The sequence below is a fragment of the Pseudomonas sp. C8002 genome (assembly GCF_013385765.1).
Lineage (GTDB): Bacteria > Pseudomonadota > Gammaproteobacteria > Pseudomonadales > Pseudomonadaceae > Aquipseudomonas.
In genome coordinates this window covers 344,028-358,213 of the sequence record NZ_JACAPJ010000007.1, presented here as the reverse complement: position 1 = coordinate 358,213, position 14,186 = coordinate 344,028, and the positions used below count along the sequence as shown (strand labels likewise).

The following is a 14,186-nucleotide window of genomic DNA, read 5'->3' as shown; positions in this document are numbered from 1 at the left end:
GAATTGAATACGCCAAAACGTGACAAATTTTAACATTCGGCACTTTATTTGCGGGGGGTAAGGCGGATTTCAGGCGGGTGTTGAGAGCGGGTTTGTGGACCGGAGTACTCATATGCTAGTGCAAATTTTTTAGTGTGCGATAAGTATTTTAGGCGGGTTGATTTTTTTTGGCTGGAATGATTTAAGCCTTCTAGTCCCTTAGCTCTAAAAATGCTTATACGTGACTATTTATAATAATCCAGCAAGGCGATAGCGGGCGTCGTGTGCTGGGGGATGCTCGCGCGGTCGGCCAGGTAGCGCGCCGGCGGTTGGCCGATGGCCTTGCGGAACATGGTGATAAAGCCGCTGGCGTTTTCATAGCCGAGGTCCAGCGCCACCGTCTGCACACTTTCGCCTTTCGCCAGGCGCTGCAGTGACAGGATCACATGCAGTTGCCTGCGCCAGCGGCCGAAACTCAGGCCGATCTCCTCCAGCAACAAGCGCGTCATGCTGCGTTCGCTCATGCCGATGCGTACGGCCCATTCGCCCAGGGTGGCCTTGTCGCTGGGGTTGGCCAGCAAACTGTCGGCCAGGCGCCGCAGCCGAGTGTCCCGGGGCATGGGCAGGTGCAGGGCCTCCACCGGTGCCAGTGCCAGTTCGTCCAGCAGCGTGGCCACCAACCGGCCCTGGGCGCCCTCGGTGTCGTACAGCGGCGGGAAGCTGACGGCCTTGCTGATCAATTCGTGTAACAACGGCGATACCGCCAGGGTGCAGCATTGCCGGGGCAGGGCACCGGCAGCGTCGGGGTCGACCAACAGACAGTAGACGTCCGCTGCCCCCGACCCGCGCGCGGCATGGGAAAGGCCGCCCGGAATCCACAACGCGCACTGGGGGGGCACGATCCAGATACCTTCTTCGATGACGCAATGAATCACCCCGCGCAACGTGTACATCAACTGGCCCTTGCGGTGCTGGTGCGGTGCGTGCTCCCAACTCGCAGAGGTGCTTGAGGCGCTCACTGCAACCACCGCACGGGGAATTGCATCGGCGAGGGCCGGGCGCAAGGGGTCACGGGTTTCGAGGCGGTGGTTGTACATGGCGGCGCGGCGTCTTGGCTGGAATGCAAAACATTCTGGCCATTCTGTGCAATGGCGTCCAGTGATGGCATGGCTATCATGAGAAACATTCTCGTTAAAGGAGCTTCCCATGCAACTCGACAGTTCAACATTCCCCGTGGTGAAAATCGTGTTTGACGCCCCCAGCGACACTCCCCCGCAAGATACCTTTGGCGCATTCGAGGCCTTGTTGCAGCGCGAGGAACCCTTCGTCCTGCTGCACGAGAAAGCCGTGGATGAAAGCACTCACGAGCATTCACACGAAGAACGCAAACAGGCCTCGATCTGGATGAAGAAGCACAAGGTGGCCCTGCGTACTTTCGTCAAAGGCATGATCCAGGTGGAGCCCAGCGCAGCCAAGCGCCTGGCGCTCAAGCCGTTTGCCGTGATGTTCGGCAAGGCGTGGGGCTACCCGTTGCTGGTGGTGGAATCCACGGATCAGGCCTGGGCATTGGCGCGGGACGTGCTGGATACCCAGGTGTCGGATGTGGCGCACTATTGAGTGTGGGGCGCTGCCGTGCTGCCGCGTACTGTGAGTTCGAACGGCACTACAACCTGACGCTCCGACAGCGGCGTTTTCTCGATCAGTGCGATGAGCATCTCGACCGCCTTGCGGCCGAAGATTTCGGCAGGCTGTGCAATGGTGGTCAGGGGCGGGTCGCAGTAGGCCGCGAAGGGGATGTCATCAAAGCCCACCAAGGAAATATCCTGGGGCACGCGCAGGCCCTGTTGCTTGATGCGCTTCAAGGCGCCGATGGCCATTTCGTCGTTCTCGCAGAACAGCGCAGTGGGCCGCTCGGGCAGGGCGAGCATGTTGCCTGCGCCCTCGAAACCGGCGTGCAGGGTGAAGTCGCCGTGGCAGATAAGCGCCGGGTCGCGGGGGATGCCCGCCGCGAGCAAGGCATCTTCATAACCGGCCACGCGGTCACGGGTCAGTGGGCTGCTTTTCGGGCCTTTGATCAAGCCGATGCGGCGGTGGCCGAGGTCGATCAAGTGCTGGGTCATGGCCCGGGCGGCGCCACGGTTGTCGAGGCTGATGGTGGGGTGGCGACCGTCCTTGATCACCTCGCAGGCGTTCACCAGTGGCGGTGAGTCGCTGCAGTCGCTGAATGGGTCCGAGGCCCGCAACTGAATCACACCGTCGGCCTGATGGGCGTGGACCAGTTCGGCGAACTGTTTTTCGATTTCTGCCTGGCCCCGGGTGTCGCACAACAGCAACCGATAACCCGATGCCTGCGCCGCTTGCTGTGCACCGCTGATGACCCGAGCGAAAAACGTGTTGGCAATCGCCGGCACCAGGATCACCAGGTTGCCGGTGCGCCGCGAACGGAATTGCACCGCCATGCGGTTCGGCCGGTAGCCGGTCTGTTCCACGGCGGCGTTGACCTTGTCGCGGGTCTCGGGCAACACGCGTTCAGGGCTGGCCAGGGTCCTGGACACGGTGGCCACCGAGACCCCGGCCAGGCGGGCGACTTCACGAATATTGGACAAGACCACCTCGTTATCAGAACAGCAGCCTGCAAGTTTACCGCAGTCGGGGTTTGACACCGCGAGCAACCAGGCCTAAATTTCCGGCACGATGTAACCGGTTACATCGTGATCGGTAATTGCCCATAAAGAGAAGACTTGCGATGACGGTTGCTGTGCAAAAAATAAGAATGGGCTTTGTTGGCGGCGGCGAAGGCGCCTTCATCGGCCAGGCTCACCGCCAGGCGGCGGGGCTGGATGGGTGTTATGAACTGGTGTGCGGTGCCTTCAGCCGTGAGCCCGAGAACAACCGGAGCACCGGCAATGCGCTGGGCCTGCCCGCGTCCCGCTGTTACAGCGAATGGCAGCAGATGCTCGCCGCCGAACAGGCACTCCCGGCCGAGCAGCGCATGCAGCTGCTGGTGATCGTCACCCCCAATCATCTGCATGCACCGATTGCGACCCAGGCGCTGCAGGCGGGCTTCCACGTGTTCAGCGAGAAGCCGGCCGCGCTCAATCTTGCTGAAGTGCAGGCGCTGGCAGACGTTGTCAAAAACAGTTCCGGGCTTTATGGGCTGGCACACACCTACCTGGGTTACCCGATGGTGTGGCAGGCCCGCGACATGGTGCGCAATGGCGTGATCGGCGCGTTGCGCAAAGTGATCGTCGAGTACCCACAAGGCTGGCTCAGCCAGGACGTGGCCGGGCAGGGCAACAAACAGGCGGACTGGCGCAGCCGGCCCGAGCTGTCGGGACTGGGCGGCTGCATCGGCGACATCGGCACCCACGCTTTTTCCCTGGCCGAGTTCATCGCCGACCAACCGATCGAACAGCTTTGCGCGAGCCTGGGCATCCATGTACCCGGTCGGCAACTGGATGACGATGCCGCCATGCTGTTCAAGATGGCCTCCGGCGCGAGCGGCGTGCTGATCGCCAGCCAAGTGTGTGCCGGTGAAGAGAACCCGCTGAAGATCCGCCTTTATGGCGACAAGGGCGGCCTGGAATGGCGCCAGGAAGAACCCGCCAGTCTGATCCATCGTTCCCTCGACCAACCGCTGCGCATCCTGCGTTCCGGCGTCGGCCAGCCCTGGCTGTGCGACGCGGCATTGCAGCGCATGCGCCTGCCCGCCGGGCATCCCGAGGGTTACCTGGAAGCCATGGCCAACCTCTACCGCGACTTCGCCAAGGCCATTCGCCAGGGCACCGAGGCCGTTGGCGTACCCGGCATCGAAGTCGGCGTGCGCGGCATGGCCTTTATCGAAGCCGTGATCGCCAACCATCGCGGCGAGGCGAAGTGGACCACCCTGGCGAACCACCCATGAAGGAGACTACAGACATGCGCGGCCCAGGCATTTTTCTCGCCCAGTTCATCTCGGACGAAGCGCCTTTCGACACCCTGGCCAACATCGCCCAATGGGCGGCGTCCCAGGGCTACAAGGCGATCCAGTTGCCCACACTCGGCACCCGCTACATTGACCTGGCCCGCGCTGCAGAAAGCCAGGCCTACTGCGATGAACTCAAGGCGACCTGCGCCCATGCCGGCGTCGAAATCAGCGAGCTATCGACCCACCTGCAGGGCCAACTTGTGGCCGTGCACCCGGCATTCGACACGCTGTTCGACGACTTCGCCCCGGCCCATCTGCGCGGCCAGCCCCAGGCACGGACCGAGTGGGCGATCGACCAATTGAAACTCGCCGCCCGCGCCAGCCAGCGCCTTGGCTTGACGGCCCACGCGACCTTCTCCGGCGCGCTGCTCTGGCCGTACATCTACCCCTGGCCACAACGCCCCAGCGGCCTGGTGGAGCAAGGCTTTGCCGAGTTGGCCAAGCGCTGGCTGCCGATTCTCGATTGCTTCGAGGCGGCCGGCGTCGACCTGTGCTACGAAATCCACCCCGGCGAAGACCTTCACGACGGCGCCTCTTTCGAGCGCTTCCTCGAAGCCGTCGACCACCATCCCCGGGCCAACATTCTCTACGACCCCAGCCACCTGCTGCTGCAGCAAATGGATTACCTGGGCTTCATCGACCGCTACCACGCGCGCATCCGCATGTTCCACGTCAAGGACGCCGAGTTTCGCCCCGACGCGCGCTCCGGCGTGTATGGCGGCTACCAAGGATGGGTCGACCGCCCTGGCCGTTTTCGCTCATTGGGCGATGGCCAGATCGACTTCAAATCGATCTTCAGCAAGCTCACCCAGTACGACTTCCACGGTTGGGCCGTGCTGGAGTGGGAGTGCTGCCTGAAGGACGCGCAACAAGGCGCGGCAGAAGGGGCGGAGTTCATCCGCCAGCACATGATCCGCAAGACCAGCAAGGCATTCGATGACTTCGCCGGCGTGACATCCGACGAGCAATCCAACCGACGGCTGCTGGGCCTGCCCGACGCCTGAACAGCGCTTCTGACTCAAAATAACAATAAAACGGTGACCACAATGAAAGCGCGACTGAGCGTCATGATGTTCCTGCAATTCTTCATCTGGGGCGGCTGGTTCGTCACCCTCGGCACCTTCCTCGCCAGCAACCTGGGGGCCAGCGGCGGGCAGATCGGCATGGCGTTTTCCACCCAGTCGTGGGGGGCGATCATCGCCCCGTTTATCATCGGCCTGATCGCCGACCGCTACTTCAACGCCGAGCGCATCCTGGCGGTGCTGCACCTGATCGGCGCGGTGCTGCTGTACCAGCTGTACCGCGCGCCGGACTTCGTCGGCTTTTATCCCTACGTGCTGGCATACATGGTCATCTACATGCCGACCCTGGCACTGGTGAACTCGGTGGCCTTCCGGCAAATGAGCGACCCGGCCCAGGAGTTTTCGCGCATCCGTGTGTGGGGCACCTTGGGCTGGATTGTTGCGGGGCTGGTGATCAGCTTTGTGTTCGCCTGGGATTCGCAGCAGTCGATCACCACGGGCGCGTTGCGCAACACCTTCCTGATGTCTGCCATCGCGTCAGTGGTGCTGGGTTTCTACAGCTTCACCTTGCCGCGTACCGCGCCCTTGAAAGCCGAGGCGGGCAAGGGTGATATCAAGCAACTGCTCGGGCTGGATGCGCTGGGGTTGCTCAAGGATCGCAGCTACCTGGTGTTCTTCATCGCCTCGATCCTGATCTGCATTCCCCTGGCGTTCTACTACCAGAACGCCAACCCGTTTCTCGCGGAAATCGGCGTGACCAACCCCACGGCAAAAATGGCCATTGGGCAAGTGTCCGAGGTGCTGTTCATGCTGCTATTGCCGCTGTTCATCCAGCGTTTTGGCATCAAGGTCGCGCTGTTGGTGGGCATGCTGGCGTGGGCGCTGCGCTATGCACTGTTCGCCTACGGCAATAATGGCGAGCTGGCCTTCATGCTGTTTACCGGGATTGCGCTGCATGGCATCTGCTATGACTTCTTCTTTGTCTCGGGGCAGATCTACACCGACGCGAAAGCGCCGGAGCGCTTCAGGAGTTCGGCGCAGGGGCTGATTACCCTGGCTACGTACGGTGTGGGCATGTTGATTGGGTTCTGGGTGGCGGGGCAGGTGACCGACCACTATGTGGCGGCGGGTGGCAGCCATGACTGGCGCAGCATCTGGCTGTTTCCGGCGGGGTTTGCGCTGGTGATCTTTTTTTGTTTTTCGCTGGCGTTCAAGGGGCGGGAGCGGGTGGCGGGCTGACTGAGTACGATGTCAAGGCCAGCCAAAATCAAAGGTGGGAGCTGGCTTGCCTGCGATAGCATCGCCTCGGTGCAACTGATACATCGAGGTGTCTGCATCGCAGGCAAGCCAGCTCCCACACTGATTCTCTTTGCCTGTTTGAGCGTGTTGTTGGCTGGTGTGGAACTCAGGCTTTACCGGGGCTCTTGAACAGATCAAGCATCAGCAACAACGCACCCAGAGTGATCGCGATATCGGCGAGATTGAACACACCCGTATGCAGCGGGCCGACATTCACCACCAGATAATCGACGACATGGCCGTCGCGAAAGACCCGGTCAATCAGGTTCCCGGCGCCGCCCAGGGCAATCAGGAAAAGTGGTGCGGCCTTGCGCAGGGAATGGTTCCAGTTCGTCCAGGCCCAATAACCCGCCCAGCACACCACCGCGGCCACGCCGACGATAAAGATCAGTTGCTTGACCTGGGTTGGCAGGCTAGCGCCCAAGCTGAGGAACGCACCCGGGTTCAAGCTCAGCTCCAAGGCCATGTTGACCGGGCTTGAACCGAACCGGAACGTTGTGGCTTGAAGCGAAAACAGCGCCAGCAGTTTGATCAACTGGTCCACGGCGATAAACGCAATGCCCATCAGCACCGCAAAGCTTTGTCCTCTCAAGGCGTCCTGCTTCTTCAACGTTTCACTCCTTCATGTTTTTCGCCTGAGTCGGCGGCGGCCCGAAGATATAGCACGGCCTGCGCAGCGTCCATCTTTGCACCGGCAGCCTGCCTGGCCCCGGCGTTTCAGGTATCCTCCGCGCCCCGCTCAACAACTATTCCCAAACCATGCCAGAACAAAACATGCAGGCCCTGTTGGAGTCGATCCTCGACGAAGTCCGTCCACTGATCGGCCTCGGCAAGGTCGCCGACTACATCCCCGCGCTCGCCGACGTGCCGGCGCAGCAACTGGGCATTGCCGTGTATGGCAATGACGGCTCGTTCTACTGCGCGGGTGATGCTCACACCTTGTTCTCCGTACAGAGCATCTCCAAGGTATTCAGCCTGGTGCAGGCCATCGACCATGGCGGCGAGAGCATCTGGGAACGCCTGGGCCACGAACCCTCGGGGCAGCCGTTCAACTCCATGGTGCAACTGGAGTTCGAGCGTGGGCGGCCACGCAACCCGTTTATCAACGCCGGTGCGCTGGTGATCTGCGACATCAACCAATCGCGCTTTGCCGTGCCGATTTTGTCCATGCGTGATTTTGTGCGGCGGCTGTCGGGCAACCCGCAAATCCTGGTCAACAGCGTGGTGGCCGAATCCGAAGCCCAGCACGGTGCGCGCAATGCGGCCATGGCGTACCTGATGAAGTCCTTCGGCAACTTCCACAATGACGTGGATGCAGTGCTGCACAGCTACTTCAACTACTGCGCGTTGCAGATGAGCTGCCTGGACCTGGCCAAGGCATTTTGCTTCCTGGCGAATGAGGGGGTGTGCACCCACAGCGGCGAGCAGATTCTGACGGCGCGCCAGACCAAGCAAGTGAACTCGATCATGGCCACCAGCGGGCTGTATGACGAGGCGGGGAATTTTGCGTATCGCGTTGGCTTGCCGGGCAAGAGCGGGGTAGGCGGCGGGATTCTCGCGGTGGTGCCGGGGCAGTTTACGGTGTGCGTGTGGTCGCCGGAGTTGAATGCGGCGGGCAATTCGCTGGCGGGGATGAAGGCGTTGGAGTTGTTGAGCGAGCGGATCGGATGGTCGGTTTTTTGAAGAGACTTGATCGCTCCCACGCTCTGCGTGGGAGCGCTGCCCTGGACGCTCTGCGTCTGCCTTTGTGACGCGGAGCGTCACGGTCTGCATTCCCACGCGGAGCGTGGGAACGAGCTCAGCGCGGGCTGGTTTGCGCGCATCGATCCAGCGCTTTGTCGACCAGCATCTGCACACCTTCCAGCATCCGGCAAATGCCCAGCGCCACGTTGCGCTGGGTACCATCGACTTCGAAGGCCAGGTGAGCGGCGATGACATTGATCGACGCCAGGTCTTGCGAGGCATTGGCCAGCAAGGTTTCCGTGTCCAGGTCCGTACGCACGGTAAATAATCCATCGAACGGTAGCTCGGTGGGTTCAGGCGGTTGGGGTTGGGCGTCAGGTTTCAGATAGTGGTGAATGGCGCGGTAAGCGGCTTCTTGAAGCCGGTCGGTGTGCGGTGGGGGATTGGGGCTGTCTTTAATCATGGTGAAGCTCCGTCGATAAGTGGAGCCACCACCGTTCGCGGTCAAACGAGGAGGGTGGCAGCTGTACGCGGGTTGACCGACCGGTTATCAACGAACCCGGCATACCCGAAGGTATCCCGCGCACAGCCGCCGCGACACGATACCTCAGGCATAAAAAAAACGCCTGGAATAGGTGTGGGCGTTGCAGTCGTCGATTGGTCGGACGGTCAAATCCGGTCGCTGAATTGGCAGCGACTGCGGGAGGTTAGTCAGCCCGGGTCCGACCGACAACCTGAAACAGTTGTCGGAAAAATCCGAGCATGTCTCCCTCAGTCAGAGACGGTCCATGTTGCACAATCGTGTGGTCCAGGCCACCGCCAAGTCGGTGCTCCGGCTATTGATCGCTCCCACGCTCTGCGTGGGAGCGCAGCCCTGGACGCTCTGCGTCTGCCTTTGTGACGCGGAGCGTCACCGTAGGCATTCCCACGCGGAGCGTGGGAACGAGCTTAAAATCCGAGTGCGTCTCCCTGTCGAGGAGAGTGCTGCTACCATCGACGCAATCCCTCATCAGTCAGAGACAATCCATGTTGCCTAATCGCGTGGTCCAGGCCGCCGCCAAGTCGGTGCTGCAGCAGCTCGTTACGCGAATCACGCCACAGTCCACCGAAGCCTCCATCGCCGAAATGGCGACGCAGATGCTCGCGGATTCCGGCTATCCGCAGACCTGGTATTACGACTGCCCGGCCTTCGTATTGCTGGGTTCGCGCAGTGCGCTTTCGGTGTCGGGACGCGACTATCGGCCCAGTGATGAAGCCGTTGGTTTACACAATCTGATCACGGTGGATTTGAGCCCGAGAGCAGGCAATGTGTGGGGCGACTGTGCCCGCTCTTTCTATGTGGAGGAGGGCGTGTGCCGGGCGGTGCCGGTGGGGGCCGAGTTCAGCAGGGGTTATGAAGTCGAGCACCTGCTACACGCGATGATGCGCACATTCGCCCGGCCTGAAACCACGTTCAACGATCTCCACGCGTTCGCCAATGACCTGATCGCATCCGAGGGTTTCGAGAACCTCGATTTCGCCGGCAACGTCGGCCACAGCATCTGCGAGCAGCGTGACCAAAGGCTCTACATCGAGGCGGGCAATCATCGGCGCCTGGAGGAGGTGACGTGCTTTACCTTCGAGCCGCATGCTCGCGAGCGAGGCGGTCGCTGGGGCTACAAGCATGAAAATATCTATTTCTTCAGTGATGAGGGAAAGGTCTGCGAGCTTTGACGAAGGCGCCGGTCTCCTGAGGACACGCGGCGCCTTCGGTTTTTTCGCGAGCAAGCTCGCTCCTACAGGGAGAGGCGATCCAGCAGGCTGTACCACGCCACGCCCGCGCCGATGTAGAAGCGTTGCAAGCCATGCAGTGGCAACCGCTGCAAAGGCGTTACCGGGTAAGCGAAGTCGGAGCGGCTGTCACACAAGCGCCCGGCCAATTGCTGGCCGAGGCTGGTGCACAAGGCAATCCCGCGTCCGTTACAGCCCAATGCCAGGGTCAGGCCGGGTGCGGGCTCGTGGACGTGGGGCATAAAGTCCCGGGTGATCGCGATCCGGCCCGCCCAGCGGTACTCGAAGTCCAGCTTGCCCAGCTGGGGAAACAACAGTGCCAGCGAACGTTCCAGGTGCGCAAAATCCGTGGGCCCGGTGGGATCTTCGAACAACCCGCGCCCGCCCATCAGCAGGCGGCCATGGGCATCCTTGCGAAAGTACAGCAGCAGCCGTTGGGCGGTTGAGACGGTTTCCTGCCCCGGCAAAATGCTCTCGGCCGCAGGCCCGCTCAAGGGCCGGGTGGCGACGATAAAACTGTTGGCCGCGAGCACACTCTGGGCCATGCCGGGCCACAAGTCGCCGCTGTAGCCGTTGGTGGCCAGTACCACCTGGCCGGCCGACACCTGCGCGCCGCTCGCGGTCTGCAACTTCCAGCCCGCGCCCGCCTGTTGCATCGCGGTCACTGCGCTCTGCCCATGAATGCGCACGCCCGCCGCCTGGGCTGCACGCACCAGGCCCCGAGCATAGGCCAAGGGTTGGATGGCGCCCGCGCGACCGTCCAGCCAGCCACCGGCAAACGCCTGGCTGCCCATGCGGGCGGACACCGCGCCGGCATCCAGGCGCTGCACCGGCACCCCGCGACGTGCCCACTGTTCGGCCCGGGCGTGCAGGCCCGCCACGCCTTTTTCGGAATAGGAAACCTGCATCCAGCCCTTGCGTGTGGGCGCACAGTCAATGCCATGGCGCTCGATCAGGTTGAACACCAGGTCTGCCGAGTTGGACACGGTGTTGATCAGTGGCTCGGCGCGCTCGGCACCGTACATCTGCACCAGTTGATCCGGGTCGTATTTGAGTGTCGGGTTGACCTGCCCGCCATTGCGCCCGGACGCGCCCCAGCCGGGCTCGTTGGCCTCCAGCACGCACACGCTGACGCCGCGCTCCGCCAGGTGCAGCGCCGTGGACAAGCCGGTATACCCGGCGCCGACGATGGCCACGTCCACCTTTAATGACTCAGCCAACGCGGGTGTTTGCGGTGCAGCGGGCGCCGTCGCGGCCCAGAGTGACTTCATGGCAGGCTCCGGGTGTTGGCCGTCGGGTGCAGCACGCGGCGCAGGAAGTCCTGGGTGCGCGGTTGTTGCGGGTTGCGCAGCACCTGCTCGGCCGGCCCGCTCTCCACGATGTAGCCGCCGTGCAGGAAGCACACGCGGTCGGCCACTTCCCGGGCAAAGCCCATTTCGTGGGTCACCACGATCATGGTCATGCCTTCGTCCGCGAGGGTGCGCATCACCTCCAGCACATCGCCCACCAGTTCCGGGTCGAGGGCCGAAGTGGGTTCGTCGAACAGCATGGCGTCGGGTTTCATCGCCAGTGCGCGGGCGATGGCCACCCGCTGTTGCTGGCCGCCGGAGAGTTGTTCCGGGTAGGCATCGGCCTTGGCCGACAGGCCGACTTTATCCAGCAGCGCCAAGGCTTCTTCCCGGGCCTGTTGCAGCGGTTCGCCCTTGACGTACACCGGGCCTTCCATCACGTTTTCCAGCACGGTGCGATGGGGGAACAGGTTGAAGCGCTGGAACACCATGCCCATGCGGCTGCGCAGGGCATGCACGGTCTTGCTGCTGCGCTGCACGGCTTCACCGAATACGCGGATGGTGCCGCCGTCGTAGGCTTCCAGGGCATTGATGCAGCGCAGCAGGGTGGATTTGCCTGAGCCGGACGGGCCGATCAGGCACACCACTTCGCCCTTGGCCACGTCCAGGTCGACGCCGTGCAGCACGCGATGGGTGCCGTAGTGTTTTTGCAGTTGGCGAATCTCGATCATGCTTTTTTCCTCCGGCCCAGGTGCTGTTCCATGCGGCGCAGGCCATACACCAGCGGCAGGCTCATCAGCAGGTAGAGCAGGGCGACCAGGGTGTAGACGGTCATGTTCTGGAAGGTGGACGAGGCGATCAGTTGGCCCTGGCGCGTCATCTCGGCCACGGTGATGGTCGACACCAGCGATGAGTCCTTGAGCATCATCACCAGGGTGTTGCCGTAGGGCGGCAAGGCGATGCGAAACGCCTGGGGCAGGATTACCCGGCGCATCATCAGCACCGAGCGCATGCCCAGGGCTTCGGCGGCTTCACGCTGGCCCTGTTCGACGGCGATGATGCCGGTACGGAAGTTCTCCGCCTGGTACGCCGAGTAGGCGATGCCCATGCCGATCACACCCGCCTGGAATGCACTGAGGTGCACGCCCATGTCCGGCAACACGAAGTAGATGTAGAACAGCTGCACGATGATCGGCAGGCCGCGAATCACATTGATCACGGTGCTCGCCGCCCACGACAGCGCCTTGATCGGCGACAGTTTGAGCAGCGCCAGCACCAGGCCGATCGCGCTGCTGAGCAGGAACGACAGCACGGTGATCTGGATCGTCACCCAGGCGCCTTGCAGCAGGATCGGCAGGAAGTCCTGGGCGTTTTGCAGGAATTCAGCCGGGTTCATGGCTGCACCTGGGCATCAAGCCCCCACTTCTTCAGGATCGCGTCCAGGGTGCCGTCGGCCTTGATGCTGGCGATGGCCTGGTTCAGGCGTGCGAGGGTTTCGCTGTCGCCTTTGCGCACCACCAGGCACACCTCGCCGACGTTCACCGGCTTGTAGTCGGCGGCGAGCTTCACGCCCTTGAACAGCTTCTGGCGGATCTGGTACGCCACCACCGGCTGGTCCCCCACGGCGGCCTTGATGCGGCCCAGGCTCAGGTCGCGGACCATTTCGCCGATGGAGTCGTAGGTGCGGATTTCCTTGAAGATCCCCAGCTTGTTGAGCATGTCGTAGAAGATCGTGCCGGCTTGTACGCCCACTACCTGGTCCTTCAAGGAGCTGAGGTCGGTATAGGTCGCGTTGTCGTCGGCACTCACGATCAGCCCTTCACCGTAGGCGTACACCGGCGCGCTGAAGTCCACCACCTGGGCACGCTCCGGGGTCTTGAGCATGCCGGCGGCGATGAAGTCGAGCTTGCCCGAGGTGAGGGACGGGATCAGCGCGGCAAAGTTGGTCTGCTCGATTTCACTGGTGAAACCACCGGCCTTGCCCACTGCGTTGGCGACGTCGACCATCACGCCCTGGATGCTGTTGCTCTTGATGTCGAGGAAGGTGAACGGCGAACCGCTGGCCGTTGCACCGACTTTGTACGAGGCTGCACCGGCGGCGTGCACGGTGGCCACGCAAAAGGTGGCGCAAAGACCGAAGGCGAGGCGGCGAAACAAGGGCGAAAGACTGTTCATCGGGTTACTCCAGAAGGAAAACGGATCGTCAGTACCGCGAGCGGTTACCGAGCAAACCGCAAGCTCTGTGCCATTTCGATTAAACAAAATCGTTTTACGCTATGGAAATTGAAGAAAATGAACCATTCGTATCGATATGCGATTTTTAGTGGTCGAATTTCGCGATTTCGTGTAGAAATATCGCCACGCTTGATCGACCTGACCGCGAGTTCGCCATGTCCGAAGAACGCAACAGCTTGCACAACCAATCCCTGGAAAAGGGCCTGTCGGTGCTCAAGGCATTCAGCGCCCAGCGCCGCAGCATGAGCCTTGCAGAGGTGGCCGAGGCCGCCGGCATGACCAAAAGCTCGGCCCAGCGCATGGTGTTTACCCTCGAGAGCCTGGGTTACCTTCGGAAACACTCGCGCACCCGTCATTACCAACTCACACCACGGGTGCTGGAGTTGGGCTTCAGTTATCTGGATGCGCATTCGCTGATTGAAGTGGCCAACCCGTTCCTCTCGGAATTGACCCGCCTGACGGGAGAAACCTCGTGCCTGACCGAGCCTGCGGGTTACGACATGACGTATATCGCGCGGTTTGTCAGCTCCGGCTTCGTGCCGGTACACATGCCGATTGGCTCGCGGGTGCCGATGTATTGCACGGCGTCGGGGCGCGCGTATCTGAGTGCGTTGCCGCAGGATGAGGCGCTGGCGTTGATCGAGCACAGCCAGCGGGTGGCGCATACCAGCCAGACGTTGACGGACGTCGACAGGATCATGGAGTCGTTGCAGCAGGTGCGCGAGCAGGGCTATGCGGTGAATGGCCAGGAACTGTTCCTGGGGGACATGACCATCGGCGCGCCGGTGCTGGGGGCGAACGGTCGGCCGGTGGCGGCGGTGCATGTGGTGGCGCCGACCAGTCGCTGGAGCAGGGCGGATGCAGAGAAGCAGTTGGCGCCGGCGTTGTTGCAGTGCTCAAGGGCGTTGAGCAATTCGGCGCGTAACCTGGAGTAACCCGCTC

The 14,186-nt window shown here is 62.2% G+C and carries 15 protein-coding genes; 7 read left to right on the top strand and 8 right to left on the bottom strand.

The annotated features are described in order from the left end of the window. Positions 1–224: 224 nt before the first annotated feature. Complete coding sequence (locus HX814_RS13030) at positions 225–1,076, bottom strand: helix-turn-helix domain-containing protein (RefSeq protein ID WP_008435424.1); 852 nt, start codon at positions 1,074–1,076, stop codon at positions 225–227. Positions 1,077–1,185: 109 nt separating this feature from the next. Between HX814_RS13030 and HX814_RS13025 the strand changes: the two genes are divergently transcribed. Continuing rightward, positions 1,186–1,596, top strand: coding sequence for a hypothetical protein (locus HX814_RS13025; RefSeq protein WP_003211385.1), 411 nt, complete (start codon positions 1,186–1,188; stop codon positions 1,594–1,596). Here the strand turns inward: HX814_RS13025 and HX814_RS13020 are convergent. Further along, complete coding sequence (locus HX814_RS13020) at positions 1,590–2,585, bottom strand: LacI family DNA-binding transcriptional regulator (RefSeq protein WP_177008621.1); 996 nt, start codon at positions 2,583–2,585, stop codon at positions 1,590–1,592. The two genes, HX814_RS13025 and HX814_RS13020, sit on opposite strands and share 7 nt — an antisense overlap. A gap of 167 nt (positions 2,586–2,752) precedes the next feature. Between HX814_RS13020 and HX814_RS13015 the strand changes: the two genes are divergently transcribed. Genes HX814_RS13015 through HX814_RS13005 form a run of 3 tightly spaced genes read left to right on the top strand, consistent with a single transcriptional unit; the run spans position 2,753 to position 6,207 of the window. Continuing rightward, positions 2,753–3,883, top strand: coding sequence for a Gfo/Idh/MocA family protein (locus HX814_RS13015; RefSeq protein ID WP_177008700.1), 1,131 nt, complete (start codon positions 2,753–2,755; stop codon positions 3,881–3,883). 14 nt (positions 3,884–3,897) lie between these two features. Beyond that, entirely contained in the window at positions 3,898–4,950 is a 1,053-nt protein-coding gene (locus tag HX814_RS13010; RefSeq protein WP_087694231.1) for a sugar phosphate isomerase/epimerase, read from the top strand. A gap of 42 nt (positions 4,951–4,992) precedes the next feature. Then, a complete protein-coding gene (locus tag HX814_RS13005; RefSeq protein WP_177008620.1) occupies positions 4,993–6,207 on the top strand; it encodes a nucleoside permease in 1,215 nt (404 codons plus the stop codon). A gap of 166 nt (positions 6,208–6,373) precedes the next feature. Here the strand turns inward: HX814_RS13005 and HX814_RS13000 are convergent, their stop codons facing one another. Further along, the gene (locus HX814_RS13000; protein ID WP_134327658.1) at positions 6,374–6,832 is read right to left on the bottom strand and encodes a signal peptidase II; all 459 of its coding nucleotides are present in this window, start codon (positions 6,830–6,832) and stop codon (positions 6,374–6,376) included. Between the two features lie 209 nt (positions 6,833–7,041). On the opposite strand from HX814_RS13000, the gene glsB reads away from it, so the two are divergent. Then, positions 7,042–7,950: a glutaminase B gene (gene glsB, locus HX814_RS12995; RefSeq protein WP_010171887.1), complete on the top strand. Its 909-nt coding sequence runs from the start codon at positions 7,042–7,044 to the stop codon at positions 7,948–7,950. 115 nt (positions 7,951–8,065) lie between these two features. Here the strand turns inward: glsB and HX814_RS12990 are convergent, their stop codons facing one another. Beyond that, a complete protein-coding gene (locus HX814_RS12990) occupies positions 8,066–8,413 on the bottom strand; it encodes a DUF6124 family protein (protein ID WP_003211399.1) in 348 nt (115 codons plus the stop codon). 563 nt (positions 8,414–8,976) lie between these two features. Between HX814_RS12990 and HX814_RS12985 the strand changes: the two genes are divergently transcribed. Then, positions 8,977–9,663, top strand: coding sequence for a M24 family metallopeptidase (locus HX814_RS12985; protein WP_087694233.1), 687 nt, complete (start codon positions 8,977–8,979; stop codon positions 9,661–9,663). A 62-nt stretch (positions 9,664–9,725) separates the two neighbouring features. Here the strand turns inward: HX814_RS12985 and HX814_RS12980 are convergent, their stop codons facing one another. Genes HX814_RS12980 through HX814_RS12965 form a run of 4 tightly spaced genes read right to left on the bottom strand, consistent with a single transcriptional unit; the run spans position 9,726 to position 13,184 of the window. Next, positions 9,726–10,991 carry an FAD-binding oxidoreductase gene (locus HX814_RS12980; RefSeq protein WP_177008619.1) on the bottom strand — a complete coding sequence of 422 codons (1,266 nt, stop codon included), beginning with the start codon at positions 10,989–10,991 and terminating at the stop codon, positions 9,726–9,728. Beyond that, positions 10,988–11,740 carry an amino acid ABC transporter ATP-binding protein gene (locus HX814_RS12975; RefSeq protein ID WP_177008618.1) on the bottom strand — a complete coding sequence of 251 codons (753 nt, stop codon included), beginning with the start codon at positions 11,738–11,740 and terminating at the stop codon, positions 10,988–10,990. The genes HX814_RS12980 and HX814_RS12975 overlap by 4 nt, the downstream gene beginning before the upstream one ends. Next, a complete protein-coding gene (ehuD, locus tag HX814_RS12970; protein ID WP_008435412.1) occupies positions 11,737–12,405 on the bottom strand; it encodes an ectoine/hydroxyectoine ABC transporter permease subunit EhuD in 669 nt (222 codons plus the stop codon). The genes HX814_RS12975 and ehuD overlap by 4 nt, the downstream gene beginning before the upstream one ends. Beyond that, entirely contained in the window at positions 12,402–13,184 is a 783-nt protein-coding gene (locus HX814_RS12965; RefSeq protein ID WP_003211407.1) for an ABC transporter substrate-binding protein, read from the bottom strand. The genes ehuD and HX814_RS12965 overlap by 4 nt, the downstream gene beginning before the upstream one ends. 215 nt (positions 13,185–13,399) lie before the next feature. Here HX814_RS12965 and HX814_RS12960 point away from each other — a divergent pair, with 215 nt between their 5' ends. Further along, the gene (locus HX814_RS12960; protein ID WP_003211410.1) at positions 13,400–14,179 is read left to right on the top strand and encodes an IclR family transcriptional regulator; all 780 of its coding nucleotides are present in this window, start codon (positions 13,400–13,402) and stop codon (positions 14,177–14,179) included. Positions 14,180–14,186: the final 7 nt, after the last annotated feature.

What these genes read in the sequence shown, in the direction of transcription:
- HX814_RS13030 (WP_008435424.1), bottom strand. Translation starts at nt 1,076, where the DNA reads ATGTACAACCACCGCCTCGAAACCCGTGACCCCTTGCGCCCGGCCCTC.
- HX814_RS13025 (WP_003211385.1), top strand. Translation starts at nt 1,186, where the DNA reads ATGCAACTCGACAGTTCAACATTCCCCGTGGTGAAAATCGTGTTTGAC.
- HX814_RS13015 (WP_177008700.1), top strand. Translation starts at nt 2,753, where the DNA reads ATGGGCTTTGTTGGCGGCGGCGAAGGCGCCTTCATCGGCCAGGCTCAC.
- HX814_RS13010 (WP_087694231.1), top strand. Translation starts at nt 3,898, where the DNA reads ATGCGCGGCCCAGGCATTTTTCTCGCCCAGTTCATCTCGGACGAAGCG.
- HX814_RS13005 (WP_177008620.1), top strand. Translation starts at nt 4,993, where the DNA reads ATGAAAGCGCGACTGAGCGTCATGATGTTCCTGCAATTCTTCATCTGG.
- HX814_RS13000 (WP_134327658.1), bottom strand. Translation starts at nt 6,832, where the DNA reads ATGGGCATTGCGTTTATCGCCGTGGACCAGTTGATCAAACTGCTGGCG.
- glsB (WP_010171887.1), top strand. Translation starts at nt 7,042, where the DNA reads ATGCAGGCCCTGTTGGAGTCGATCCTCGACGAAGTCCGTCCACTGATC.
- HX814_RS12990 (WP_003211399.1), bottom strand. Translation starts at nt 8,413, where the DNA reads ATGATTAAAGACAGCCCCAATCCCCCACCGCACACCGACCGGCTTCAA.
- HX814_RS12985 (WP_087694233.1), top strand. Translation starts at nt 8,977, where the DNA reads ATGTTGCCTAATCGCGTGGTCCAGGCCGCCGCCAAGTCGGTGCTGCAG.
- HX814_RS12980 (WP_177008619.1), bottom strand. Translation starts at nt 10,991, where the DNA reads ATGAAGTCACTCTGGGCCGCGACGGCGCCCGCTGCACCGCAAACACCC.
- HX814_RS12975 (WP_177008618.1), bottom strand. Translation starts at nt 11,740, where the DNA reads ATGATCGAGATTCGCCAACTGCAAAAACACTACGGCACCCATCGCGTG.
- ehuD (WP_008435412.1), bottom strand. Translation starts at nt 12,405, where the DNA reads ATGAACCCGGCTGAATTCCTGCAAAACGCCCAGGACTTCCTGCCGATC.
- HX814_RS12965 (WP_003211407.1), bottom strand. Translation starts at nt 13,184, where the DNA reads ATGAACAGTCTTTCGCCCTTGTTTCGCCGCCTCGCCTTCGGTCTTTGC.
- HX814_RS12960 (WP_003211410.1), top strand. Translation starts at nt 13,400, where the DNA reads ATGTCCGAAGAACGCAACAGCTTGCACAACCAATCCCTGGAAAAGGGC.